The sequence below is a fragment of the Mycobacterium sp. 852014-52144_SCH5372336 genome, assembly GCF_001665615.1.
Lineage (GTDB): Bacteria > Actinomycetota > Actinomycetes > Mycobacteriales > Mycobacteriaceae > Mycobacterium > Mycobacterium neumannii_A.
Map to the genome: position 1 here is coordinate 112,139 of NZ_LZSW01000059.1, position 23,480 is coordinate 135,618.

Consider the following 23,480-nt stretch of genomic DNA (forward strand, 5'->3'; position numbering starts at 1 on the left):
TCTCGGCCGGCGTTACTTGGCCGCGTTGGCGAGCATGTCCTGTGCGATGGTGGCCCCCTCGTCGCCGATCGAGTAACTGCACGCCCACGCCTCGACGGTCAGGTTCGATGCGGTCGAGAGCGCATGTTGGCAGGCCCAGCCGTCGGCATCCTGCTGCGTCGTGACCTGAGTGATCATCTTGCCGTCGGCGCGGACCTCACCGAGTTCCCACAGGAACACATCTCCCGAATTACCCACGACCACCGTGGAATTGGCGCACTTCTCCCACGCCGACCTGGACTTGTCGAAGAACCGCTGCGCCTCATCGGCCGAGGTGTACAGCACCGCGGTCTGCTCGACCCAGTGGTTGTTGTCGTCGTCTGGTTCGCGCGCCACCTGGTCGCGCACGTCGGTCCACCCGCTGCCCGCGTACACCGGACCCTCGGCGCCGTACATGGCGCCGAGGCACTCGGGATCCGACACGTCGTCGGAATGATCGGTCATCTCCTCGAGTTCGCTTGTGACTTTCATCGTCGTCGAGCCCATGATGCCGTTCAGTTCGCCGATGGTGAGCAACACGTCGTCGAGCGTCGCCGCGGTCAACTCCGGCACGTCGACCGCCCCGCCGCGTATCGCTACGCCCGCCACGGTGCTCACACAGCCCGCCAGCACGGCCGACGTCACCAGGACGGCACCCGCGGCGTACAGCCGCGACGGCGTGCCGATTCGGGTCACCGCGTTATTGTGACCGACTTTAGGCACATTCGCGGCCTAGCCGACAATCTCGACCGAATGCTCAGGACTGGCCGATCTTGTCCATCATCAGGTCGGCGACCGCGGTCGCGTGCCGGGCGCCGGTCGGGCTGGGGCCGGCGACGTCGGTGATCTCCACCTCCACGATGCAATCGCCTGCCACACCGAGGGCCCGCTGAACCGTCGATCCGGCGTCCTGCATCACCACCGCCGAGACGATCTCGTCGTCGACGCCGACCTCGGTGATCCGGCTGGATCCCTGTGCGCCGCGGTCGGGTTGGCTCAACACCAGCGTCTGGCCGTTGCATCGGTGCCACTTGTCGGCCGATGAGGCGAAGAACTCCTGCGCGGCATCGGCGTCGATGAACTCGACCACCCCGAAGAACCCGGTGACGGTGGGGCCGTTGGCGTCACCTCCGGCCCACGACTGGCTGACCACCGACCGCACCGGGCTGGCTTGATACACCACCTTCTCCAGCCGGTAACCGGTGCTCACACAGTCGGGCGGGCTCGCCTCGGCCCCCCGGACGCCCTGCAGCAGCATGTCGGCGCCACCTTCGACGACCTGACCCATGAAGCCGCTGGCCCCGAACATCGTGGTCAGCTCCTCAGCCGTGGGCAAAGCCTGATCCAGCATCCGGTTCGGCGACGGTTTGGCCACCTCGGCGATCTGCGGGGCCGGGGCATCACCGGCGGGCGCCGAACAGCCGGCGAGGATCGCGCATGCGCCCACGGCCGCCGCCGTCATCGCCGCCGAGCGCACGCCGTCCTACTTCTTGGCCTTGTCGGCGGCCGACGAGTCGGTGGACAGGGCGGCGACGAACGCCTCCTGGGGCACCTCGACCCGGCCGATGGTCTTCATCCGCTTCTTGCCTTCCTTCTGCTTCTCGAGCAGCTTGCGCTTGCGGGTGATGTCCCCGCCATAGCACTTCGATAGCACGTCTTTGCGGATCGCGCGGATGTTTTCGCGAGCTATGATCTTCGAACCGATCGCCGCCTGCACCGGAACCTCGAACTGCTGGCGCGGAATCAGCTCCTTGAGCTTGGTGGTCATCTTGTTGCCGTAGGCGTACGCCGACTCCTTGTGCACGATCGCGCTGAACGCGTCGACCGGCTCGCCCTGCAGCAGGATGTCGACCTTGACCAGGTCGGCTTCCTGCTCACCGGCCTCCTCGTAGTCCAGACTGGCGTATCCGCGGGTGCGCGATTTGAGCGCGTCGAAGAAGTCGAAGATGATCTCGCCCAGCGGCATCGTGTAGCGCAGCTCCACCCGCTCCGGGGACAGGTAGTCCATGCCGCCGAGTTCGCCGCGCCGCGACTGGCACAGCTCCATGATGGTTCCGATGAACTCGCTCGGCGCGATGATCGTGGTCTTGACGATCGGCTCGTAAACCGTGCGGATCTTACCGTCCGGCCAGTCCGACGGATTGGTCACCGTGATTTCTGAACCATCCTCCTGCACAACGCGATACACGACGTTCGGCGACGTCGAGATCAGGTCGAGGTTGAACTCGCGCTCAAGACGCTCGCGGGTGATCTCCATGTGCAGAAGGCCCAGAAAGCCGCTGCGGAAACCGAATCCGAGCGCCACCGAGGTCTCCGGTTCATACGTCAGCGCCGCATCGTTGAGTTGCAGCTTATCCAGCGCGTCGCGCAGGACCGGATAGTCCGACCCGTCAACGGGATACAGCCCCGAGTACACCATCGGTCGCGGCTCCCGGTATCCGGTGAGCGGCTCGGCCGCACCGTGGCGGGCGGTCGTCACGGTGTCGCCGACCTTGGACTGGCGCACGTCTTTCACGCCGGTGATCAGGTATCCGACCTCGCCGACGCCGAGACCCGCGGAGGCCTTGGGCTCGGGCGAGACGATGCCCACTTCCAGCAGTTCGTGATGCGCGCCGGTGGACATCATCTTGATGCGTTCGCGCGGAACGATCTTGCCGTCGACGACGCGGACGTAGGTCACCACGCCGCGGTAGGTGTCATAGACCGAGTCGAAGATCATCGCCCGCGCGGGTGCGTCGGCGTCGCCGACGGGCGGCGGCACCTCGCGCACGACGTGGTCGAGGAGGTCGGCCACGCCCGCGCCGGTCTTCCCGGAGACCCGCAGCACGTCCTCGGGTTCGCAGCCGATGATGTGGGCAAGTTCGGCGGCGTACCGGTCGGGGTCGGCCGCAGGCAGGTCGATCTTGTTGAGCACCGGGATGATGTGCAGGTCGCGATCCAGGGCCAGGTAGAGGTTCGCCAGCGTCTGGGCCTCGATGCCCTGGGCGGCGTCGACGAGCAGCACCGCACCTTCGCACGCCTCCAGCGCGCGCGACACCTCGTAGGTGAAGTCGACGTGCCCGGGGGTGTCGATGAGATGCAGGACGTATTCCTGGTCCCCCAATTTCCATGGCAGCCGGACGTTCTGCGCCTTGATCGTGATGCCGCGCTCGCGCTCGATGTCCATCCGGTCGAGGTACTGCGCGCGCATATCGCGATCGGCGACCACACCGGTGAGTTGCAGCATCCGGTCGGCCAGCGTCGACTTGCCGTGATCGATATGGGCGATGATGCAGAAGTTCCGGATCTGCGCCGGCGCCGTGAAGGTCTGATCGGCGAAAGTGCTGATGGGAATCTCCTGGTGAACGCGGACTTCGGGTGCCACCAGCGTATCCAGGCGGCGCCGGAAGCACACAATCGCGCTGGGCGGCGCTCGCTTATGCTCGGAAATATGCCTGCGCCCTGGAAACCACTGCAGACATTCCAAAGGTTTGCCGAGAATCTGGTGTTCAATGAGGCGCCGAAGATCATCCGTCAGATCGGTCAGTCCGAGACCGTGCAGCGCGGCATCCAGCAGGGCATCCGGATCGGTCTGGACGCGATCGCCGGCGCATCCAGAGACGAGGCGCCCGCGATCACCGCCGGGCGACCGGTCAGCCGGCACTTCGTGCCCACCGCCCACCGCGCCCGCAAGGTGGTGTACGCCCCCGACCTCGACGGGCGCGCCGACCCGGGCGAGATCGTGTGGACGTGGGTGGTCTACGAGGACGACCCGACGCAGGGCAAGGACCGGCCGGTGCTGGTGGTGGGCCGCGACCGGTCCACGCTGCTCGGCCTGATGCTGTCCAGCCAGGATCACCATCGAGACGACCCGGACTGGGTGGCCATCGGCTCGGGCACCTGGGATTACGAGGGGCGAGCGAGTTGGGTGCGCCTGGACCGGGTGCTCGACGTGCCCGAAGACGGCATCCGTCGCGAAGGCGCGATCCTGGCCCGCGAGAAGTTCGAGGTCGTGGCCGCGCGGCTACGTGCCGAATACTCCTGGAGCTGAGCCCTCGTCACCGCGAGCGACCGTGTTCGTCCGCGACACGCCGTCAATTCCTGGCATTACGCGGTCACTCGTCAGCTTCGCGCGGCCCACGCACACCGGATCAACGCGGTTGGCGCCACATCGGCCACATCGGCGGGCCGCCGTCGGGCAACGCGATCTTGCCGGTGACGTCAAACCCGAAGCGCCGGTAGTAGGCGATGTTGTCGGGGTTGCTGGACTCGAGATACGCGGGCGCGTGCTCGGCGTCGCAGCGGTCCAGGCGCGAGCGCATCAGCGCCTGCCCGTATCCGGTGCCGCGCACCGTCGGATCGCTGCCGATCACCCCCAGATACCAGTGCGGCTCCTCGGGGTGGTGCTGCTTCATCAGCTCGGCCATCGCCTGGCCGCGCCGCACATTGGCTCCCATCGACCGGATGAATGCCGGCATCATCCGCAGCTCTTGGAGCCCGGTCTGCCGCCACTCGCCGGGCGGGTCCCACAGCGCGGCGGCGCCGATGCGCCGGCCGCCCGCGACCTCGACTCCTTCGGTGCGCAGGAAGTGGTGGCGAATCATCGTGGCGAACACCCGTGACAGGGCTCGCTCCCGCGCGGCGTCGTTCGGCAGCATCCACTTCATCACCGGGTCGTCGTAGAACGCGCGCGCCAGCACCCCCGACATCTGGCGCACGTGCTGCCGCGCCGCCGGAGCGACCTCGACGTCAGCCACGGGTGATGTAGGCCTGCAGCTGCTCGTGCTGCGTTTCGAGCTCTTCCATCCGGGTCTTGACGACGTCGCCGATGCTGACGATGCCGACCAGCCTGCCGTTTTCCATCACCGGTACGTGCCGGACCCGGTTCGTCGTCATCAGGGCGCTCAGGCTGTCGACCGAATCGTCGGGAGCGCAGGTCGCCACCAGCGTGGTCATGATCTCCGACACCGGCTTGGTGAGTAGTTCGCCGCCTCGTCGGTGCAGCGCGCGCACGACGTCGCGCTCGGAGACGATCCCCATCAGACCGTCGGGCGACACCACGATCATGGCGCCGATGTTGTGCACCGCCAGTTCGGTGAGCAATCCCGAGACCGACGTCTCCGGAGTTATCGTGGCCACCGCGGCGCCCTTGCTCCGCAACACGTCCGCGATCCGCATCCTTGCCTCCGCTCGTGATCTTCCTCACAGGCTAGGTTGGACTGAGTCGGCGCGGAAGGCTTTGCGAGGTTGCAACCCGGTCACACTCGGGTGCGCAAGTCGCGAAACGGCATTCCAACAGCACAAAGTCGAGTACATGGCTGCCGGAATACCGTTTCGGCGCCTATTGGCGCCAATTCGACGAGGCCCTCGGGTATATGTGGGGCCATGATCGAGGTCACACTGCTTGGCACTGGAAGTCCCATCCCCGACGCCCGCCGGGCGGGCCCGTCGACGCTCGTGCGCGCTGGCGGGCAGACGTTTCTGATCGACTGCGGTCGAGGTGTACAGCAACGTCTGACGGCCGCGGGAGCGCCGGCGAACGGATTGTCCGCGCTGCTGTTGACGCATCTGCACAGCGACCACATCGCGGATCTGGGCGACGTGATCATCAGCCGTTGGGTGTCGACGTTCACGCCCGAGCAGACGCCGCTGCAGATCATCGGACCGCCGGGCACCGCCGAGGTGGTCGAGCACACCCTCAAAGCGTTCGGTTTCGACATCGGATACCGCATCGCCCACCACGCCGACCTGACGGCCCCGCCCCCAGTGGAGGTGCACGAGTACACCGACGGAGAAGTGTGGAACCGCGACGGCGTGACGATCCGGGTCGCGCCCACCGACCACCGCCCGGTCGCCCCGACGATCGGCTTCCGCGTCGAGCACGCCGACGCCTCGGTGGTGCTGGCCGGCGACACCGTCCCGTGCGAGAGCCTCGACGAACTGGCGGCAGGCGCAGGGGCGTTGGTGCACACCGTGATCCGCAAGGATCTGGTCGACAGGATGCCCATGCAGCGCATCCGCGACATCTGCGACTACCACTCCTCGGTCGAGGAAGCGGCGGAGACCGCGGCGCGCGCGGGCGTGGGAATCTTGATCCTCACCCACTACGTGCCCGCAATCGAACCCGGACAGGAGGAGGACTGGCGCGCACTCGCAGCGTCGGTCTTCGACCGGCAGATCGAACTCGGTGACGATCTGCTGCGCGTCGAGGTGCATCCCGGCATCTCGGCGAAGCCGGCCGGCTGACCGGTCAGGCCAACCGGGTGATCTCGACGACGACGTCGAGGTCGGTCGAGCCCTCTCCGGAGTAGATCCCCTTCAGCGGGGTGACATCGGAGTAGTCCCGGCCCACACCCACGCTGATGTACTGCTCGTTGATCGGGACGTCGTTGGTGGGGTCGTAATTCCACCAGCCACCGGTCCAGGCCTGCACCCAGGCGTGGCTCTGCCCGTCGATGGTGTCGCCGATCACCGCTTTATGGTTGGGATGCAGATACCCCGACACGTAGCGGGCGGGAATGCCCATGGAGCGCAACAGGATCAGCGTCAGGTGGGCGAAGTCCTGGCAGACGCCCTTGCCCTCGCGCAACGCGTCCAGCCCTGAGGAGTGCACTCCGGTGGTGCCCGCGACGTACGCCAACTCGCTGCTCACCCACGACGCGGCGGCGGTGACGGCCTCGTGCGGCGCGTGGTCCTTGATGATGCGCTGACCGACCCGGCGAATGCGCTTGCTCGCGGGCGTGTAGTGGGTGGGCGCAAGGACCTCGTCGAACCTGTCGACGACGGCCTCGGATTGCAGGTCCTCCCATGTCACTTCGCGTTCGGACATTTGGTCGACGTCGGTCTCCACGACGGACGACGACGTCACCTCCAACTCGGTGTGCGGTGCGTGCAGGTCGAACGCCGTGACCGCCGTTCCCCAGTAGTCGACGTAGCGGTAGTTGCGGGTGGCCGGGACGGTCTCCACGCGGTTGAGGATCACGTTCTGCCGCGAGTCCGATCGCGGCGTCAGCCGCGCCTCGTTGAACGACGCCGTCACCGGCGACTTGTATGCGTATCCGGTCGAATGCACGACCCGCATCCGCCACATCAGAGCTCTCCCTCTTCGATGACGAGCGTGCCGTTGTGACCCGCGTCGTGCCACGCCACCCACGGTGCGGAGTGAAAGTACTGCAGCGCCAACGCTTCACCGACATCGAAGCAGGTCTTCTGCAGGCCGGCCAGCCGTTGTTCCAGCGACTCGAGCAGCACACCGGGGCGCAGGAACTCCAGCTCGCTGCGGGCCCTGCCGAGTAGCCGCTGCGCCTCGGCCGTGGCGCCGAGGCGGCTGTGGGGTCGGTTCATCAACTCGTCGAGGCTGTGTTCGGCAAGCCGCAGAGAATAGAAGATCGAACGTGGGAAAAGCCGGTCCAGCAGCATGAATTCGACCACGCGACCGGCGTCGAGCACGCCGCGGTAGGTGCGCAGATAGGTGTCGTGTGCGCCTGCCGACCGCAGCAACGTCACCCACGCGGGTGACGACGCGCTGTCCCCGACCCGCGAAAGCAGCAGTCGCACAGTCATGTCCACCCGTTCGATGGCCCGGCCGAGCACCATGAAGCGGTAGCCGTCATCGCGCGACAGCGTCGAGTCGGCCAACCCGGCGAACATCGCGGCGCGGCCCTCGACGAACGAGAGAAACTCGTGCGGTCCGAGACGCTTGGCGGCTCGTTCCCGCTCGGCCAGCGCGTTGTATGTGGTGTTGAGGCACTCCCAGATCTCGGTGGACGTGACTTCGCGTGCGCCGCGGGCATTTTCGCGAGCCGCCGAGATGGCGTCGACGATCGACCCCTGGGTGCCTCGGCTGAAGGCGACGATGTCGGTCAGCGACCACACATCCAGCGGCGCGTCGGGAGCCTCCATCCCCAGCACCCGCAGCAGCGTCCGCGAGGCCTGGTCGGGGTCGACGCTGGAGTCCTCGAGCAGTTGATGCACGGTCACGTCGAGGATGCGGGCGGTGTCGTCGGCGCGTTCGACGTACCGTCCGATCCAGTACAAGGATTCGGCGTTGCGGGCCAACATCAGCGCACCACCCCTCTACTGCTGCTGTTGCTGTTGCTGTTGGTCTTGGGTCTGCCCGTCGCTGCTTTCGGCCTTGGGCCCACGCGCGGACTTGGGCAGCTTGCGCACCACTTCGGCGGCGCCGAGCTCCCGGTCGGCGACCGAGGTGCGCGACGCCAGCACCCAGGTGTCCTTCGACCCGCCACCCTGGCTCGAGTTGACCACCAGCGAGCCCTCGGGCAGCGCGACGCGGGTGAGTCCGCCGGGCAGCACCCACACGTCGTCGCCGTCGTTTACCGCGAACGGGCGCAGGTCGACGTGCCGCGGCACCAGCTGGTCGCCGATCTGGGTGGGCACGGTCGACAGCTGCATGACGGGCTGGGCGATCCAGCCGCGCGGGTCGTTGCGAATCTTCTTGGCGACGGCGGCGAGCTCCTTTTCCGAGGCGTCCGGACCGAACACGATGCCGTAGCCGCCGGAGCCCTCGACCGGTTTGATGACGAGTTCGTCGATGCGGTCGAGCACTTCCTCGCGTTCGTCGTCGAGCCAGCACCGAAACGTGTCGACGTTGCCCAGCAGCGGTTTCTCGCCGAGGTAGTACTCGATGATCGTTGGCACGTAGGTGTAGACGAGTTTGTCGTCGCCGATGCCGTTGCCGACGGCACTGGAGATCACGACGTTGCCGGCCCTGGCCGCATTGAGCAGCCCGGCGACGCCGAGCACGGAGTCCGGCCGGAACTGCATCGGGTCGAGGAACGCGTCGTCGATGCGGCGGTAGATGACGTCGACCTGCCGCTCCCCCTCGGTGGTGCGCATGTAGACGGCGTTGTCGCGACAGAACAGGTCGCGGCCCTCCACCAGCTCGACGCCCATCTGCCGGGCCAGCAGCGAATGCTCGAAGTACGCCGAGTTGTAGACGCCGGGCGTGAGCACGACGACGGTCGGGTCGGCAACGTTGTTGGCCGCCGCGTTGCGCAGCGACCGCAGCAGATGCGACGAGTAGTCGCCGACGGCGCGCACCCGATGGGTGGCGAACAGGTTCGGAAACACCCGCGCCATGGTGCGGCGGTTCTCCATCACGTACGACACCCCGGACGGCGAGCGCAGGTTGTCCTCAAGCACGCGGAAGTCGCCCTTGGCGTCGCGGATGAGGTCGATGCCCGCGACGTGGATGCGCACGCCGTTGGGCGGAACGATGCCCGCGGCCTCGCGGTGGAAGTGCTCGCAGGAGGTGATCAGCCGGCGCGGGATGACGCCGTCGCGCAGGATCTCCTGCTCGCCGTAGATGTCGTCGAGGTAGAGCTCGAGCGCCTTGACCCGCTGGATGATGCCGCGTTCCAGGCGCGTCCACTCCGCCGCGGAGATGACTCGCGGAACCAGGTCGAGCGGAAAGGGACGTTCCTGGCCGGACAGCGAGAACGTGATGCCCTGGTCGATGAACGCGCGGCCGAGGGCCTCGGCGCGAGCTTCGAGCTCGGAGGCATCCGACGGGGCGAGCTCGGTGTAGATGCCCTTGTAGGGGCCCCGCACGTTGCCCTGGGCGTCGAACATCTCGTCGAAGGCCTCGGCGTAGCTACCGAGATCGCTGTATCCGGCGAAGACGCCCTGGTATCGCTTGTCCTGCCTACGTGGGCTCCGCGATTGTCGCGTGGACTCGGTCGGCAGGGTACGCAGGCTCATCCCTGCCATGCTGCAACACTTCGGACGTTTCGGCAGGCCAGAGGACTCACTTTGGGCATTTACCCACTCCGCTGGTAACCTGAACCCTCACTGCCCGCGTGCCGGGCGCCTATCAGACTTTGAGAAACCCCTACAGGATTTACGAAGGACTACACGCGTGGCCAACATCAAGTCGCAGGAGAAGCGCAACCGGACCAACGAGCGCCGCAGGTTGCGCAACAAGTCGGTCAAGTCGTCGCTTCACACGGCGGTGCGCGGCTTCCGGGCGGCCGTCGAGGCCGGTGATAAGGAAAAGGCCCAGGAGCTGCTGGCGTCGACCAGCCGTCAGCTGGACAAGGCCGCCAGCAAGGGCGTCATCCACAAGAACCAGGCCGCCAACCGCAAGTCGGGGCTGGCTTCCGCATTCAACAAGCTCTGAGTCGTTCGAGTTCGCTCAGTCTTCTATGAGCTCGGCGACGCGCCGCACCGTCGCCTCCAAGGCGTAGTCCGCGTCCGCTGCGGCCCCTTTGACATCCGCATTGAGGGCGGCCACCAACCGCATCGCCTCGGCGACGGTGGTGTGCGACCACCGTCGCGCCTGCTTCTGCGCCTTCTGCACCCGCCACGGCGGCATGCCCAGCTCTGACGCCAGCCGGTAGGGGTCGCCCGACAGCGGCCGCACCCGCGCGATGGTGTGCACCGCTTCGGCGAGGGCGTCGGCCAGCACGACGTGTGGTTCGCCGCGCATCATCGCCCACCGCAGCGCCTCGGCCGCCCCAGCCACATCGCCGACGACCGCCTTGTCGGCGACGTCGAACCCCTTCACCTCGGCCTTGCCCGAGTGGTAGCGGCGCACCGCCTCCGCGTCGAGCGCCCCGCCGGTGTCGGTGACCAACTGTGAACAGGCAGCCGCCAGCTCGCGGATGTCGGAGCCGATCGCGTCCAGCACCGCGGTGACGGTGTCCTCGCCGACCTTCACCTTCAACGCGCGGAACTCGCGGCGGACGAAGTCGGCACGGTCGGCCGCCTTGGTGATACGCGCGCACGGATGCACCCGCGCGCCGAGCTTCTTGAGCTGATCGGCCAGTCCCTTGGCGCGCCCACCCCCCGAATGCACGACGACGAGCATGGTGCCTGGCGGCAGGTCCGCCGCAGACTCGGCGATGAGCGCGGCCGCGTCCTTGCCCGCCTCGGCCGCCGACTCCAACACCACCACCCGCTCCTCGGCGAACAGCGACGGGCTCAACAATTCGGCGAGTTCGCTGGTGCTGACCTCACCGGCGCGCAGGCGATCGATCGGAATGTCATGGACGCCCGCCTGTTTGCGCACATCCCGAAGGACCGCCGCCACCGCGCGTTCGACCAGCAACTCCTCGTCCCCGAGCACCAGATGCAACTGCGACGCTTCGCTCACCCCACGATCGTGTCACGGCCAGCCGACAGCCCCGACACCGTCCACGCCAGCAGGCACATCGTGGCTGCGCCCGCCGCGATCCGCACGAAGCGGAAGCGCCACGCGAGGACAACCGCGACTCCTACGCCCGCGGTCAGCATCACGCCCGGCAGTCCGGACGGCACCGAAACCGTCGACCCCGGCACACCCGCCGCCCAGCGAGCCACGTGCAGCAGCCACCACACCTCCGGGCCGGTGAACCGGATCAGCAGGTCGGCGCCTGCGGGCCAGATTCCACCCAGCCCGGCCGCGGCGGTGCCGAGCACGGTGATCGGCGGAATCACCGGGGCCACCGCGACATTGGCGGCCACCGATACGACGCTGAACGTCCCGGCCATCCCGGCCACGAGCGGTGCGGTGACCAGTTGCGCGGCGGCGGCCACGCTGAGCGCGTCGGCGGCGGGCTTGGGCCAGCCCCGGTCGACGAGGCGCCGCGACCACACCGGCGCGAGTACGACCAGGGCCGCCGTCGCCGACACCGACAGCGCGAACCCGACATCGACGGCCAACTCTGGCGATCCGATCATCAACGCCAGCACGCTGGCCGACAACGCGGGAATGGCCTGGCGGCGCCGGTGCGACAACACCGCCAACAACGTGATCGCCCCCATCACCGCGGCGCGCAGCACACTCGCCGTCGGCTGCACCACCACCACGAACGCCAGCAGTGCGACCGCCGCCAGGCCGACGGCCGCCCGTGGCCCGACGACACCCGCGGTCAACAGCACTGCGCCGCACACGATCGTCACGTTCGCCCCGGACACCGCGGTGAGATGGGTCAAACCCGCCGCACGGAAGTCGGCCGTCGTCTGACGCGGCACACTCGAGGTGTCGCCGAGCACGAGCGCGGGCAGCATCGCCGCCTGATCGGCGGGCAGCGACCGCCGCGCGGCCTCGGCGAATCCGGCGCGGACCTCAGCGGCCGCACGTTGGACGGCGGACGCCTCGCCGTAGGTGGGATCGCCGATCGCCGACAGCACCGCCACGCTGAGATCGCGTCGCGTGGGCGGCCCGATGCGAGCCCGAAACGCCACCGGTGTGCCTGCGGTCAGCTCGCCGATGCGACTGGTCGACGCGAAAACCACGACGCGGCCCGACATCTCGTGTCCGTCCAGCACCACGAGGGCGCCACGGAACATCGTCCGGTTGCCGCCGAGCGCACGGGGGCTTTCCGTCGGGGTGACCACGACGGTGGCGGCCGTGCCGTAGCGCTGGGTGACCGGATGCTCGCGCACCTCGTCGACCCGCAAACCGATCGCGATCGCGAAGCCCGCCGCCACCAGCCCGACCGCCAGCACGCTCGCGCCGACACCCTTGCCGTCGGTCGCCGCTCGCCGTCCACTACCCCACCACCCCAGCGCCGCGGTGGCCCCCACCGCGCCGACGGCGGCGACCGCTGATCCCCCGACGGGCCACAGGATTCCGGCGCCGGTCACCGCCCAACCGGTCAGCGCCGCCGGGACCAGGCGCAGATCCAGTGGGGCCGCGTCGGCGTCCGCCACCGGAGTCACACATGCACGAGGTCGCGCAGCTTCTCCAGCCGCGCCGGTCCGATGCCGTCGACGTCGCCGAGCTGGTCGACGCTGGTGAACCGGCCGTTGGCGTCGCGCCAGGCCACGATCGCCGCGGCGGTCACCGGCCCGATGCCGGGCAGCGTGTCGAGCTGCTCGACGGTCGCGGTGTTCAGGTCCACCGTGCCGCCAGCCGGTGCGCCGCCGTCCCCCGTCGACGGCGTGTTCGTCGTCGCCGGCGCCGCGACGCCCGTGCTGACCGAGCTCCCCATGGCGGCTGGATCACCCGCCGCAGGCGCGATGCCCACGACGATCTGTTCACCGTCGGCGATCCGTCTGGCCATGTTGAGCCCCACCAGGTCGGCGCCGTCCAGCGGCCCGCCGGCCGCGGTGAGCGCGTCGGCGATCCGAGCACCCTGAGCCAGCGTGACCAGTCCCGGCTTGTGGACCAGGCCGACGACGCTGACGACAACGGGGGCTCCCGGCCCCGGCGGCGCGCCACCGGGTGTCGGGCTGGCCGACGAAACCATCTGCACCGGCGGCAGTTTGGCCGCCGCTACCGCTGGGGTGTCGTCCCGCAGCAGCACGAACACCGTCACCAGCACGGCAATGAGACCGACGCCACCGAGCGCCACGACCCCGGCGCGACCGGGATCTGCGCGGACCGCCGCGAGCCAACCGGCCGCGCCGCTGCCTGCGGATTCGGGCAACCAGCGCGTCAACGACGTGTCCGGTGGCCGATCCTCATCGTCCGGTTCGGGCTCCACTTCCCCACCCAGCCTGCGCTGCACGCGCTCGGCAGGCAATTCAGTCCGCATGCCTGTGAAGTTAGGCGCGGGAACCGACCGCGGGGCTCGCCGGCGGCGGTCGGCGACTCGCCCTGTGGATGAAATGAGCGTTGGGGATAGGGCCGATGTTTACAGTGTTGCTGTGGATCGTCGAGTGCCGATGGTCGCGGCCGTCGCGTTCGCGGTGCTGTACGCCGTTGCGCTGCTGATGGTTCCGGCGTTGCCCGGCATCGACCACCCGGGCCTCGACATCGTCACCCATCTCAACGAACACTCCGGCGCGATGCGGACCCAGGCACTGTTGCTGGCGTTCGGTGCGCTGGCTCTGGTGGTGGTGCTCGGCCATGCCCGCGACCGACTCGCGGGACCGTACGCATTCGTGTTCACCATCGGGTCGGCCGTCGTCCTCGTCCAGATCAGCATCGCGACCTGGTTCACCGCAGGGTTATCGCTGCATCCCGGCGATCTCGGCTCCGGAACCGCGCGGGCGCTCGCCGACGTGGTCACGATGTTCGGACCCCTGCTGACCGTGGCGAACATCATGGTCGCCGCACCGATCCTGTTGGCGGCCAACGAGGGACGCTTCCCCCGCTGGCTCGGCATCGTCGCCGCGGTCTTCGCCGTCGAGCAGCTGATCGAGACCATCACGATCATCGGGCCGCCGGGAAGCTTCATCTCCCCGGGTGGGCCGATGAACACGTACCTCGGCGGGCCGTTGTTCATCCTGTTCTTCCTCGCGCTCGGGGTGGCGCTGTCGTTGCCCGACGGATCCGAAACGCCGGCGTTGCCTGCCGGCCCCGGTACCGCCGGCGGCGACTCCCGCCCGGCGGACGCATCCGCCTCCGAAGCGTCCGCCTCCGAAGACCCCGCCGAGCGAGACCCGGAATAGCCCAGCCGCGCCGCGCGAACGCACTAGCATTCCCCTGGTGGCGACGTTGCAGCGGTTCACCGACCGTCGGGTGCTGATCACCGGAGGCGGATCCGGTATCGGTCAGGCGACGGTCCTGCGGATCCTCGACGAGGGTGGCACCGTGGTCGCCGCCGACGTCAGCGAGGCCGGGCTGGCCGACACCGAGGCCAAGGCCGGTGAGACGACCGCAGGACTGACCACCGCGGTGATGGACGTCGGCAGCGAGGATTCGGTGCAAGCCGGGGTCGCACGCGCCGTCGCCACGATGGGCGGTCTGGATGCGCTCGTCAACGCCGCGGGCATCCTCCGGTCGTCGCACTTTGCCGACACCACGCTTGCCGACTTCGAACAGGTTTTACGCATCAACCTCATCGGGACGTTTCTGGTCACCCGCGAAGCCCTGCCCGCGCTGCGCATCGGCACTGCCCCGGCGGTGGTGAACTTCAGCTCGACGTCGGCGAGCTTCGCGCATCCCTACATGTCGGCCTACGCGGCGTCCAAGGGCGGCATCCAGGCGATGACGCACACGTTGGCACTGGAGTTCAGCAAGCAGGGCATCAGGTTCAACTGCGTCCAGCCTGGGTCGATCTCATCGGGAATGACCGACGGCACAGGGCGATCCGGCCAGAGCGTCGGACCCGGCCTGCCGGAGGACGCCGACTACACACTGTTCGGCAAGATCATGCCGACACTGCCCGTCGACGGTGACGGGATGTTCGCCAAACCCGACGCCGTCGCGGCCGTCGTCGCCATGCTCGCTGCGCCGGAGGCCTACTTCGTCACCGGTACCGAGGTCCGCGTCGACGGCGGCACCCATATGTGAATCGCCGACACCAAGGAGTTTTCGTGACGACACCCGACCGGCCGCTGCGGGTCATTCAGTGGACGACCGGCAACATCGGCCGCCGGTCGCTGCACGCGATCATCAGGCGCGGCGATATGGAGCTCGTCGGTGTCTACGCCCACGGCGCCGACAAGGTCGGCGTCGACGCGGCGGAACTGGCCGGCTGGTCCGAACCCACCGGAGTGACGGCCACCAACGACATCGATGCGCTTCTGGCCCAACGACCCGACGCCTGCTGCTACAACCCGTTGTGGCCCGACATCGACGAGTTGGCTCGGCTTCTCGAGGCAGGTGTCAACGTCTGCTCGAGCGCGGCGTGGATCACCGGCGGCAAGCAGTCCCCCGAGGACCTCGATCGGATCCGAAAGGCCTGCGAGAAGGGCAATTCGACGATCTTCGGCAGCGGTGCGCATCCCGGTATGAGCAACATGGTGGGGATGGTGCTCTCGGGCGCCTGCGAACGCGTCGACGAGATCCGTATCACCGAGTCGGTGGATTGTTCGACCTATGAGTCGGCGGGAACGCAGACCGCGATGGGCTTTTCGCAGGATCCGGACACCCCCGGCCTGGCCGAAAGTGTGCGGCGCGAAAGCGAGGTGTTCGCCGAGTCGGCGGCGATGATGGCCGACGCGATCGGCGCCACGCTCGACCGGATGACCTTCGACGTCACATTCACCGCGGCCACCGGCGATTCCGACCTCGGGTTCATGCGGATTCCGGAGGGCACGGTCGCCGGGGTCCACGGCTACCACCGCGGTTGGGTGGGTGAAAAGAACGTCGTCAGCGTCGGATTCAACTGGATCATGGGCGAACACGTCACCCCGCCGAAGCCGCTCGAACACGGCCATGTGATCCAGGTGTTCGGGCTGCCCAACATGCGCACGGTGCTGCATTGCCTGCCGCCGAGGGACTGGACCGAACCCGGCTTCATGGGCCTGGGCATGATCTACACCGCGCTGCCGGTGACCAACGCCGTACCCGCAGTGGTGGCGGCGCCGGCGGGCATCGTGACGCTCAAGGACCTTCCGCCGATCACCGGGCGCGCGGCGGTGTGAACCCCACGGCGCCACACCCTCAGAGCCGCTGCGCCAGTTTCGCTTTCCCGGGCCCGTCGAGATCGCTGAGCGCAGCGCCTCGCCCAGCCATCGCCATCAGCAGCGCCTCGCCGCTACCCCGCACCTCCGGGCCGCTGCCATGAGTCCAGTCGAGATCCGTCGCGACGAGTCGTAGCCCGCGCGCCCGCCACGCTCCCCTCAAGAAGGGCGCGTACTTGGTGAATTCCAATGCAACGACCAGTCTTTCGGGTTTGATCACGCGCGGCATGTCGAGCGGTCGGCGGATGTCTTGTTGATGGACCATCCCGTCGGTGAGCGCGATCCGTCCGTCGAATCCGGCCGTGCTGCCGCGCGGCCGGGCGTACTTGCGCATGAGCGCGGTGAGTTCGGACGGCGACTTGTCCGCGTTCAACGCGACCCCGATCGCGTTCGGATTCCTGTGGCGCAGCATGCCCAATGCCATGCGGGCCACTGCGCGGGGCCGGCTCAGTTCCTCGTAACTGATGACGTGGGCGACCACATCGCGGACCCGCCAGTCCGTGCACAAACTCGGCTGATCCCATTGCTCTGGGGTCAACTGGTCGAGCAGCGCGGCGAAATCCTCGCGCTCCTCGCGTGCCATCTGCATCGGCGCTGTCACTGCGCCTCCAGCTCCAGCAGCTCACCGAACCGGCGCAGGTACAACGGCCAACCCGCATCTCCGCCGACACCGGAAGCCACGGAATCCCAACCGTCGCCGTGTCGTTCGATGTGGCGATGCTCGAGGGTGACGCGCGTGCGGCCGTCCGCCTCGGCGGTGAACAGCACCTCCACCTCGCTGCACCGCGCCGGATCCGATTCGACCTGCCACGTCGTGCCGATGTCCCACGAGAAGACGAGGCGACGCGGAGAGTCGAAGACGAGAACCCGCGCCCATACGCACACGCTGTCGTCGACACCGCGGTCGTAGATGCGACCGCCGGCGCGGGGTTCCAGCACCGTCTCCGCGATCGGCACGCCGAGCAGGTTGTGCTCGCGGGGCTTGAAGTCGCCGAATCTCTCGGTGAACACCTGAAACGCCCGCGCCAGAGGAGCTTTGACCATGATGTCGTGGCGGATGACCGCGGACTGGGCTGAGGTCATGGTGGATCTCCTTCGCTCTCGACTATCTCTTTGAAACCGGCCAGCGCCTGCATCCAGAACCGATCGAGTTCGGCCCGCATCGCGGCCAAGCCTCCCGGCTCCAGTTGATAGACGCGGCGGGTGCCGTCGGCGCGGTCGCACACCAAGCCCGCGAGCTTGAGCACCTTGAGGTGCTGTGACACCGCCGGCCTGCTGACCGGAAGTTCGCGCGCCAGCTCACCCACCGCCATCGGCCGGTGCGCGAGGCGTTCGACGATCGACCGCCGGGTGCGGTCGGCCATCGCCACCCAGGCGTCGCCCTCTTGGTAAGTCAGCACGAACCGTAAGTTATCACTTACCAATATCTGTCACAAGGCCCCATTGAGCGTCCTGTTGTGTACGCGAACCGCAGGTGAGAGCCGGAAGAAGTGTTTCGGCGGACGTTATTCGGCGAGTTGGACGACGACGCCGATCGCACCGGCGCCAAGATGAATCGCCAGCACCGGCCCCATATCGGTGACGGTAAGCGATTCGAGTTGAGGAAGCCGATCAGTCAGCGCGGCGCCGAGCTGGTCGGCGCCGTCGTGGTTGTCGACATGGTGCACGGCGATCGACGCCTGACGCTCACCAACGAGGTCGGCGATGCGGTCCACCATCGCGGCGTGCGCCTTGGTGATCGTCCGAATCCGCTGATCGAGTACGAGCCGGCCGTCGACATCGAGGCGCAGCAGCGGTTTGAGCGACAGCGCGGTCCCCAACCACGACGCCGCGGTCCCGATCCGCCCGCTTCGCCGCAGGTTGTCCAGCCGATGCACCACGATGAAGGCATGGGTGCGCTGAGCCGCCGAACGAGCAACGGCCTCAACCGAATCCAAGTCCGAGCCGGACGCGGCGGCCTTGGCCGCCGCCACGGCCGTGAAGCCGACCCCCATCGCCGCCGATCGCGAGTTCACCACCCGCACCGACGATCCGAACTCGCGGGCCGCCTGAACCGCCGAACTGTAACTGCTCGACAGCGCCGACGACAGGTGGACCGCGACCACGCCGTCGCCGCCACTGTCCCGCAGCGCTTGCCGGTAGGTGTCCGCGAGGTCGGCGGGCGCCGCTCCGGCGGTGCTGGCGCGCGGTACGTCGTGGATGTCGTAGGGCACCTCGTCGATCCCGTCCCGCAGATCGATCACATCGACCAGCACATGCAACGGCACCTGCCGGATGTCCCACTGTTTCAACTCGTCGGGCGCCAACCGCGACGACGAGTCGGTCACCACGATCACCGACATGGCACGCCGGCTTCGGCGAGCGCCTTGAGCATCGAGTCCGCGACGGCTTGATGGGCTTCGAAGTTCCAGTGGATCCCGTCGGGGTTGCCCTGTCCGCTCATGACGTACTCACCGACCGCCGCCTTGAGGTCGACGAGCGGAACGTCGTGCTGCCCAGCCCATTCGGTGAGCGCCTTGACCGTGCCCGCGCGGCCGTGGTGCGCCCTGCCGTACGTATCGGCGATGTGCACCGAGGGCAGGCACGCGACGACGGGAATCCCGGGGCGGTTGAAGTCGATCGCGCCACGCGTCATCTCGAGGTACTCGGCGGACAGGTGCGGGGGCAGCGCCGCTCGCGCCACCGGCGACAGGCGCGGCTGCACCCAGCAGTACCCGTCACGCACCCAGCGCCGCAGCAACGGCGGGCGCACGTAGCGGATGAGTTCGCGCAGCGCGGTCGGCAGCGGCGACGGCAGCGAGTCCATCCCGCCCGTGGCGAACACGACCGCACCGGCCCGCGGCAACGCCGCCCAGGCCCGCGGATCCTGTGTGGCCGCCCACCACACGTCGCGACACGTCCAACCGATCCGCCCGATCAGCTCGACGTCCCAATCTAGTTGTGCGGCAACGATGTTGGGCCAGATACGCGGATCGTCGGAGGGCAGCCCGCCGGTCGGCCCGTAGTAGGACAACGAATCGCAGAAGACCAGCAGGGTCTGACGCTCAGAGGACATCGCCGGCAACCTGCGCTGAGGCGTTCCACACGTCGAGCCGCCAGCGGACATCGTCGACTGCCGCGTCGACGGCGCTGTGGCCGGACAGCTGCACCCAGCTGGCGTTGCCCATCCCGCCCAGGATCGGCCAGTTGTCCACCGGCAGGTCGAGCAGCGAGGCGGTCAGCGCGGCGATCAATCCGCCGTGGGCGACCAGCACCACCGGCCGGTCCGGTCCGTCGCCGGACTGGTCCAGCCCCCACTCGGCGTGTTCGTCGACGAGCTCGTCGACCAGCGGCCTGCTGCGCGCGGCGACGTCGACGCGGCTCTCACCGCCCGGCGGCGCCCACCGCGAGTCGTCGCGCCATGCCAGCCTGGCTCCCGGCGCGACGGCGTCGACCTCCAGGTGCGTCATCCCCTGCCACTGGCCGAGGTGGGTCTCCCGCAGGCGGGTGTCGACGCTCACCGGCATTCCGGCGTGTTCGCCCAGCGCGACCGCGGTGTCGAGGGCGCGGCGCAGATCCGACGACACGATCGCCAGCGGTCGGCGTTTGGCCAACACCTCGGCGGCGGCGACGGCTTGATGACGTCCCAGATCGCTCAGGTCGGTGTCCAGCTGGCCCTGCATTCGGCTGCCCGCGTTGTACTCGGTCTGCCCGTGCCGGAGCATGACCAGGCGCCGGATCCTCCTCACGGCCCGCCGTCCTCGTCCGCGGCTGCCTGCACCGACGGCTCACCGATATCGACGGGGATGGTCGGGCAGTCTTTCCACAAGCGGTCCAGCGCATAGAAGTTGCGCTCGTCCTGATGCTGGATGTGCACCACGATGTCGACGTAGTCCAGTAGCGTCCAGCGGCCTTCGCGGGCGCCTTCGCGGCGGGCCGGTTTGTAGCCGGCCAGGCGCATCTTCTCCTCGACCTCGTCGACGATCGCATTGACCTGACGCTCGTTGGAGGCCGACGCGATGACGAAGCAGTCGGTGATGACGAGTTGACCGGACACGTCGATCACGACCACGTCGTCGGCCACTTTGGACGCGGCCGCCTTCGCGGCCACGGTCGCCATGCGAACGGCTTCGTCGGAGGCGCTCATTGATGCTTTCCTTGGGTTGTCAGCGGTTGCGCATAGAGTTTGCGCTTCGCCACGTACTGCACGACGCCGTCCGGCACCAGGTACCAGATCGGCCGGTTCTCCTGGGCGCGATTCCGGCAGTCGGTCGAGGAGATGGCCAGCGCGGGCACCTCGACCAGCCGCAGCGCATCGTCGGGCAACTCCTTGACCGCCGCGGCGATGTGCTTGCCGTCCAGCTCGTAGCCGGGCCTGCTGACGCCCACGAAGTTCGCGATCGCGAACATGTCCTCCCAGTTCTGCCACGTCAGGATCGACGCGAGTGCGTCGGCCCCGGTGATGAAGTACAGATCGGCGTCGGGGTTGAGAGCATGCAGATCGCGCAGCGTGTCTTTGGTGTAGGTGGGTCCGCCCCGGTCGATGTCGACGCGGCTCACGCTGAACCGCGGATTGGAGGCGGTGGCGATGACCGTCATCAGGTAGCGGTCCTCGGCGGCGGTGACGTCGCGGTCCTTCTGCCAGGGCTGTCCGGTCGGGACGAACACGACCTCGTCGAGCCCGAACCGGTCGGCCACCTCGGAAGCGGCCACCAGGTGGCCGTTGTGGATGGGATCGAACGTCCCACCCATCACGCCGAGCCTGCGTCGCGGAGCCACGAATAGCCAGCTTACGGGGCTGCCGCGAAATGGCATTCCAGCAGGGCTCTACTCGCACTTTCTCTGCTGGAACGCAATTTCGCGGAACAAGTCAGACCGGTAGCAGCTGGTCGATCACGGTGGCGAGCTGCTTGGCCGAGCGGCATTCGTGCATGGTGATGACGTCTTGGTAGCGCGGCACCGCCGAGTCGCCGCTGCCCCACAGGTGTCGTGGCTCGGGGTTCAGCCAGTGGGCGTGCCTGCTCGAGTTGACCATGTGGGCGAGCAGCTCGATCTCGGGGTTGCGGTAGTTATTGCGGCCGTCGCCCAGGATCAGCAGCGCACTGCGCGGCGACAGCGCGTTGGGCCAGTGGTCCATGAACGACACGAACGCATGCCCGTAGTCAGAATGCCCGTCGCGGGTGTACACCCCGGCCTCGCGGGTTATGCGCTGCACGGCGACCGCCAGGTCGGCGTCGGGCCCGAACAGTTCGGTGACCTCGTCGGTGGTGTCGATAAAGGCGAAGACGCGAACCCGACTGAACTGCTGGCGCAGCGCGTGCACCAGCAGCAGCGTGAAGTGGCTGAAGCCGGCGACCGAACCGGACACGTCGCACAGCACGACCAGCTCGGGCCGCGCCGGATGGGGTTTCTTGAGCACGACGTCGATCGGCACCCCGCCGGTCGACATCGATTTGCGCAGCGTCTTGCGCAGGTCGATCTCGCCGGCGCGCGACCGTCGTCGCCGCGCGGCCAGGCGGGTCGCCAGCGTGCGGGCCAGCGGTTGGACCACCCGGCGCATCTGGCGCAGCTGGTCGCCGGAGGCGCGCAGAAACTCGACGTTCTCGGCGAGCTGCGGCACCCCGTACATCTGCACGTGGTCGCGGCCGAGCTGCTCGGCGGTGCGCCGTTTGGTCTCGCCCTCCACCATCTTGCGCAGCTGGTTGATGCGTTGCGCGGCAAGCGCTTTGGCGATCTGCTCCTGCGTCGGTGTCGGCTCGTCGCCGTAGGGCGCCAGCAGGCCGGCCAGTAGCCGGCCCTCGAGGTCGTCCAGATTCATGGCCTTGAGCGCCTGGTACGACGAGTACGACGGGCCCCGACTGGAGTTGTACCGGCCGTAGGCCTCGACGATCTGGGCGATCATCGCGGCCATCCGCTCGTCGAGGTTGGCCAGGTCCTGGTTTTCGGCCAGCATGTCGAGCAGCGCCGCGCGCATCGCCTCGACGTCTTCGGGCGGCAGACCCGGCTCGTCGGCGTCGGTGTCGTCGTCGTCCTCGACCAGGATCGTCCTGGCGCCCAGCGCGGCGGGGAACCACAGGTCGAACATCGCGTCGTAGGTGTCGCGGTGGTCGGGGCGGCGCAGCACCGCGCACGCGATGCCTTCGCGCAACGCGTCGCGGTCGCCCAGTCCCAGCACCGAGACCACCCGTCCGGCGTCTACGGTCTCCGACGGTCCAACCGAAATGCCTTGTGCTCGTAGCGCTTCGACGAACCCGACGAGATGACCGGGCAGGCCGTGCGGTGCCAGCGGCTGCGGCGGTCGGGTCCGGCGGACGGCCATGTCAGTTGAGCCTCAGCTCGCCGGACGCCTTGATCTGGTCCGACTGATGTTTGAGCACCACCCCGAGAGTGGCCGCGATCGTCGCATCGTCGATGGTGTCCAGGCCCAGGGCCAAGATCGTGCGGCCCCAGTCGATCGTCTCGGCCACCGAGGGGAGTTTCTTGAGCTGCATCCCCCGCAGCACACCGATGACCTTGACCAGTTCGTCGGCGAGGCGCTCGGGCAACTCGGGCACCCGCGACAGCAGGATCCGCCGTTCCAGGTCCGGATCGGGGAAGTCGATGTGCAGGAACAGGCAGCGACGTTTGAGCGCCTCGGACAGCTCTCGCGTGGCGTTGGAGGTGAGCACGACGAACGGCGGCCGCTCGGCGGTGATGGTGCCCAACTCCGGCACGGTCACCGCGAAGTCCGAGAGCACCTCCAGCAACAGGCCTTCGATCTCGATGTCGGCCTTGTCGGTCTCGTCGATCAGCAGCACCGTCGGCTCGGTGCGCCGGATCGCGGTGAGCAGCGGGCGCGAGAGCAGGAACTCCTCGGAGAACACGTCGTCGCGCGTGGCGTCCCAGTCGCCGGACCCCGCCTGGATCCGCAGGATCTGCTTGGCGTGGTTCCACTCGTAGAGGGCGCGGGCCTCGTCGACGCCCTCATAGCACTGCAGCCGCACCAGACCCGAACCCGTCGACTGCGCGACGGCGCGGGCCAGCTCGGTCTTGCCGACCCCGGCGGGCCCTTCCACCAACAATGGCTTGCCCAACCGATCGGCCAGGAAAACCGCTGTGGCGGTTGCGGTGTCGGGAAGATAGCCGGTTTCGGCGAGTCGCCTGCCGACATCTTCGATGTCAGCGAAGAGCGGCGCTGGGCGCGCGGGGACGCTCACGGATAAGTC

At 68.1% G+C, this 23,480-nt stretch carries 27 protein-coding genes; 6 read left to right on the forward strand and 21 right to left on the reverse strand.

The window, feature by feature from the left end; translation table 11 throughout:
* Nucleotides 1-12: 12 nt before the first annotated feature.
* From A5759_RS20330 to lepA, 3 genes are all read right to left on the reverse strand, one after another.
* On the reverse strand, nt 13-714 hold the full coding sequence (locus A5759_RS20330) for a sensor domain-containing protein (RefSeq protein ID WP_231984705.1): 702 nt from the start codon (nt 712-714) through the stop codon (nt 13-15).
* Nucleotides 715-775: 61 nt separating this feature from the next.
* A complete protein-coding gene (locus A5759_RS20335; RefSeq protein ID WP_068200794.1) occupies nt 776-1,495 on the reverse strand; it encodes a sensor domain-containing protein in 720 nt (239 codons plus the stop codon).
* Nucleotides 1,496-1,501: 6 nt separating this feature from the next.
* On the reverse strand, nt 1,502-3,415 hold the full coding sequence (gene lepA / locus A5759_RS20340; protein WP_231984716.1) for a translation elongation factor 4: 1,914 nt from the start codon (nt 3,413-3,415) through the stop codon (nt 1,502-1,504).
* A 21-nt stretch (nt 3,416-3,436) separates the two neighbouring features.
* Between lepA and A5759_RS20345 the strand changes: the two genes are divergently transcribed.
* Entirely contained in the window at nt 3,437-4,048 is a 612-nt protein-coding gene (locus tag A5759_RS20345) for a type II toxin-antitoxin system PemK/MazF family toxin (protein WP_068200797.1), read from the forward strand.
* Nucleotides 4,049-4,148: 100 nt separating this feature from the next.
* Here the strand turns inward: A5759_RS20345 and A5759_RS20350 are convergent, their stop codons facing one another.
* Entirely contained in the window at nt 4,149-4,754 is a 606-nt protein-coding gene (locus A5759_RS20350) for a GNAT family N-acetyltransferase (protein ID WP_068200799.1), read from the reverse strand.
* Nucleotides 4,747-5,175, reverse strand: coding sequence for a CBS domain-containing protein (locus A5759_RS20355; RefSeq protein ID WP_068200802.1), 429 nt, complete (start codon nt 5,173-5,175; stop codon nt 4,747-4,749). Before A5759_RS20355 ends, A5759_RS20350 begins: the two co-directional genes overlap by 8 nt.
* Nucleotides 5,176-5,382: 207 nt before the next feature.
* On the opposite strand from A5759_RS20355, the gene A5759_RS20360 reads away from it, so the two are divergent.
* Nucleotides 5,383-6,243, forward strand: a complete 861-nt coding sequence (locus A5759_RS20360) for a ribonuclease Z (RefSeq protein ID WP_068200804.1) — start codon at nt 5,383-5,385, stop codon at nt 6,241-6,243.
* Between the two features lie 4 nt (nt 6,244-6,247).
* Here A5759_RS20360 and A5759_RS20365 read toward each other — a convergent pair whose 3' ends face one another.
* From A5759_RS20365 to A5759_RS20375, 3 genes are read right to left on the reverse strand one after another with little or no spacing between them, the layout of a single operon-like run.
* A complete protein-coding gene (locus tag A5759_RS20365; RefSeq protein WP_068200806.1) occupies nt 6,248-7,087 on the reverse strand; it encodes a transglutaminase family protein in 840 nt (279 codons plus the stop codon).
* Nucleotides 7,087-8,058, reverse strand: a complete 972-nt coding sequence (locus A5759_RS20370) for an alpha-E domain-containing protein (RefSeq protein ID WP_064405768.1) — start codon at nt 8,056-8,058, stop codon at nt 7,087-7,089. Before A5759_RS20370 ends, A5759_RS20365 begins: the two co-directional genes overlap by 1 nt.
* 15 nt (nt 8,059-8,073) lie before the next feature.
* The gene (locus tag A5759_RS20375) at nt 8,074-9,717 is read right to left on the reverse strand and encodes a circularly permuted type 2 ATP-grasp protein (RefSeq protein ID WP_369816244.1); all 1,644 of its coding nucleotides are present in this window, start codon (nt 9,715-9,717) and stop codon (nt 8,074-8,076) included.
* A gap of 157 nt (nt 9,718-9,874) precedes the next feature.
* Here A5759_RS20375 and rpsT point away from each other — a divergent pair, with 157 nt between their 5' ends.
* On the forward strand, nt 9,875-10,135 hold the full coding sequence (gene rpsT, locus A5759_RS20380) for a 30S ribosomal protein S20 (protein ID WP_068200808.1): 261 nt from the start codon (nt 9,875-9,877) through the stop codon (nt 10,133-10,135).
* A gap of 15 nt (nt 10,136-10,150) precedes the next feature.
* Here the strand turns inward: rpsT and holA are convergent, their stop codons facing one another.
* The 3 genes from holA to A5759_RS20395 are packed head-to-tail and all read right to left on the reverse strand — an operon-like array spanning nt 10,151 to nt 13,478.
* On the reverse strand, nt 10,151-11,092 hold the full coding sequence (holA, locus tag A5759_RS20385; protein ID WP_197506146.1) for a DNA polymerase III subunit delta: 942 nt from the start codon (nt 11,090-11,092) through the stop codon (nt 10,151-10,153).
* 14 nt (nt 11,093-11,106) lie between these two features.
* A complete protein-coding gene (locus tag A5759_RS20390; RefSeq protein ID WP_068201221.1) occupies nt 11,107-12,651 on the reverse strand; it encodes a ComEC/Rec2 family competence protein in 1,545 nt (514 codons plus the stop codon).
* Between the two features lie 5 nt (nt 12,652-12,656).
* Entirely contained in the window at nt 12,657-13,478 is an 822-nt protein-coding gene (locus A5759_RS20395; RefSeq protein WP_068200814.1) for a ComEA family DNA-binding protein, read from the reverse strand.
* Nucleotides 13,479-13,590: 112 nt separating this feature from the next.
* Between A5759_RS20395 and A5759_RS20400 the strand changes: the two genes are divergently transcribed.
* The 3 genes from A5759_RS20400 to A5759_RS20410 are packed head-to-tail and all read left to right on the forward strand — an operon-like array spanning nt 13,591 to nt 16,257.
* On the forward strand, nt 13,591-14,337 hold the full coding sequence (locus tag A5759_RS20400) for a hypothetical protein (protein WP_231984706.1): 747 nt from the start codon (nt 13,591-13,593) through the stop codon (nt 14,335-14,337).
* A 37-nt stretch (nt 14,338-14,374) separates the two neighbouring features.
* A complete protein-coding gene (locus tag A5759_RS20405) occupies nt 14,375-15,181 on the forward strand; it encodes an SDR family NAD(P)-dependent oxidoreductase (protein WP_082962217.1) in 807 nt (268 codons plus the stop codon).
* A gap of 23 nt (nt 15,182-15,204) precedes the next feature.
* On the forward strand, nt 15,205-16,257 hold the full coding sequence (locus A5759_RS20410; protein ID WP_068200816.1) for a dihydrodipicolinate reductase: 1,053 nt from the start codon (nt 15,205-15,207) through the stop codon (nt 16,255-16,257).
* Between the two features lie 19 nt (nt 16,258-16,276).
* On the opposite strand, the gene A5759_RS20415 is transcribed toward A5759_RS20410, so the two are convergent.
* The 10 genes from A5759_RS20415 to A5759_RS20460 all read right to left on the reverse strand — a co-directional run bounded on the left by A5759_RS20415 (nt 16,277) and on the right by A5759_RS20460 (nt 23,471).
* Complete coding sequence (locus A5759_RS20415) at nt 16,277-16,885, reverse strand: maleylpyruvate isomerase family mycothiol-dependent enzyme (RefSeq protein ID WP_068201225.1); 609 nt, start codon at nt 16,883-16,885, stop codon at nt 16,277-16,279.
* Nucleotides 16,886-16,893: 8 nt separating this feature from the next.
* Nucleotides 16,894-17,379 (reverse strand): SRPBCC family protein, encoded by a 486-nt coding sequence (locus A5759_RS20420; RefSeq protein ID WP_068200818.1) that lies wholly within the window; start codon nt 17,377-17,379, stop codon nt 16,894-16,896.
* On the reverse strand, nt 17,376-17,660 hold the full coding sequence (locus tag A5759_RS20425; protein WP_369816252.1) for an ArsR/SmtB family transcription factor: 285 nt from the start codon (nt 17,658-17,660) through the stop codon (nt 17,376-17,378). Before A5759_RS20425 ends, A5759_RS20420 begins: the two co-directional genes overlap by 4 nt.
* A 141-nt stretch (nt 17,661-17,801) precedes the next feature.
* The gene (locus A5759_RS20430) at nt 17,802-18,638 is read right to left on the reverse strand and encodes a DegV family protein (protein ID WP_068200822.1); all 837 of its coding nucleotides are present in this window, start codon (nt 18,636-18,638) and stop codon (nt 17,802-17,804) included.
* On the reverse strand, nt 18,629-19,351 hold the full coding sequence (gene octT, locus A5759_RS20435) for a diglucosylglycerate octanoyltransferase (RefSeq protein ID WP_068200824.1): 723 nt from the start codon (nt 19,349-19,351) through the stop codon (nt 18,629-18,631). The genes A5759_RS20430 and octT overlap by 10 nt, the downstream gene beginning before the upstream one ends.
* Nucleotides 19,341-20,000 (reverse strand): glucosyl-3-phosphoglycerate phosphatase, encoded by a 660-nt coding sequence (gene gpgP / locus A5759_RS20440; protein WP_068201227.1) that lies wholly within the window; start codon nt 19,998-20,000, stop codon nt 19,341-19,343. The genes octT and gpgP overlap by 11 nt, the downstream gene beginning before the upstream one ends.
* Nucleotides 20,001-20,020: 20 nt before the next feature.
* The gene (gene rsfS / locus A5759_RS20445) at nt 20,021-20,422 is read right to left on the reverse strand and encodes a ribosome silencing factor (RefSeq protein ID WP_066841656.1); all 402 of its coding nucleotides are present in this window, start codon (nt 20,420-20,422) and stop codon (nt 20,021-20,023) included.
* The gene (gene nadD, locus A5759_RS20450) at nt 20,419-21,054 is read right to left on the reverse strand and encodes a nicotinate-nucleotide adenylyltransferase (RefSeq protein ID WP_156616983.1); all 636 of its coding nucleotides are present in this window, start codon (nt 21,052-21,054) and stop codon (nt 20,419-20,421) included. Before nadD ends, rsfS begins: the two co-directional genes overlap by 4 nt.
* Nucleotides 21,055-21,145: 91 nt before the next feature.
* Nucleotides 21,146-22,594 (reverse strand): VWA domain-containing protein, encoded by a 1,449-nt coding sequence (locus tag A5759_RS20455; RefSeq protein WP_068200828.1) that lies wholly within the window; start codon nt 22,592-22,594, stop codon nt 21,146-21,148.
* Between the two features lies 1 nt (nt 22,595).
* A complete protein-coding gene (locus tag A5759_RS20460; RefSeq protein WP_068200830.1) occupies nt 22,596-23,471 on the reverse strand; it encodes a MoxR family ATPase in 876 nt (291 codons plus the stop codon).
* Nucleotides 23,472-23,480: the final 9 nt, after the last annotated feature.

What these genes read in the sequence shown, in the direction of transcription:
- A5759_RS20345 (WP_068200797.1), top strand. Translation starts at nt 3,437, where the DNA reads ATGCTCGGAAATATGCCTGCGCCCTGGAAACCACTGCAGACATTCCAA.
- A5759_RS20355 (WP_068200802.1), bottom strand. Translation starts at nt 5,175, where the DNA reads ATGCGGATCGCGGACGTGTTGCGGAGCAAGGGCGCCGCGGTGGCCACG.
- A5759_RS20360 (WP_068200804.1), top strand. Translation starts at nt 5,383, where the DNA reads ATGATCGAGGTCACACTGCTTGGCACTGGAAGTCCCATCCCCGACGCC.
- A5759_RS20365 (WP_068200806.1), bottom strand. Translation starts at nt 7,087, where the DNA reads ATGTGGCGGATGCGGGTCGTGCATTCGACCGGATACGCATACAAGTCG.
- A5759_RS20370 (WP_064405768.1), bottom strand. Translation starts at nt 8,058, where the DNA reads ATGTTGGCCCGCAACGCCGAATCCTTGTACTGGATCGGACGGTACGTC.
- A5759_RS20375 (WP_369816244.1), bottom strand. Translation starts at nt 9,717, where the DNA reads ATGAGCCTGCGTACCCTGCCGACCGAGTCCACGCGACAATCGCGGAGC.
- A5759_RS20395 (WP_068200814.1), bottom strand. Translation starts at nt 13,478, where the DNA reads ATGCGGACTGAATTGCCTGCCGAGCGCGTGCAGCGCAGGCTGGGTGGG.
- A5759_RS20415 (WP_068201225.1), bottom strand. Translation starts at nt 16,885, where the DNA reads ATGCAGATGGCACGCGAGGAGCGCGAGGATTTCGCCGCGCTGCTCGAC.
- A5759_RS20420 (WP_068200818.1), bottom strand. Translation starts at nt 17,379, where the DNA reads ATGACCTCAGCCCAGTCCGCGGTCATCCGCCACGACATCATGGTCAAA.
- A5759_RS20425 (WP_369816252.1), bottom strand. Translation starts at nt 17,660, where the DNA reads ATGGCCGACCGCACCCGGCGGTCGATCGTCGAACGCCTCGCGCACCGG.
- A5759_RS20430 (WP_068200822.1), bottom strand. Translation starts at nt 18,638, where the DNA reads ATGTCGGTGATCGTGGTGACCGACTCGTCGTCGCGGTTGGCGCCCGAC.
- octT (WP_068200824.1), bottom strand. Translation starts at nt 19,351, where the DNA reads ATGTCCTCTGAGCGTCAGACCCTGCTGGTCTTCTGCGATTCGTTGTCC.
- gpgP (WP_068201227.1), bottom strand. Translation starts at nt 20,000, where the DNA reads ATGCTCCGGCACGGGCAGACCGAGTACAACGCGGGCAGCCGAATGCAG.
- rsfS (WP_066841656.1), bottom strand. Translation starts at nt 20,422, where the DNA reads ATGAGCGCCTCCGACGAAGCCGTTCGCATGGCGACCGTGGCCGCGAAG.
- A5759_RS20455 (WP_068200828.1), bottom strand. Translation starts at nt 22,594, where the DNA reads ATGGCCGTCCGCCGGACCCGACCGCCGCAGCCGCTGGCACCGCACGGC.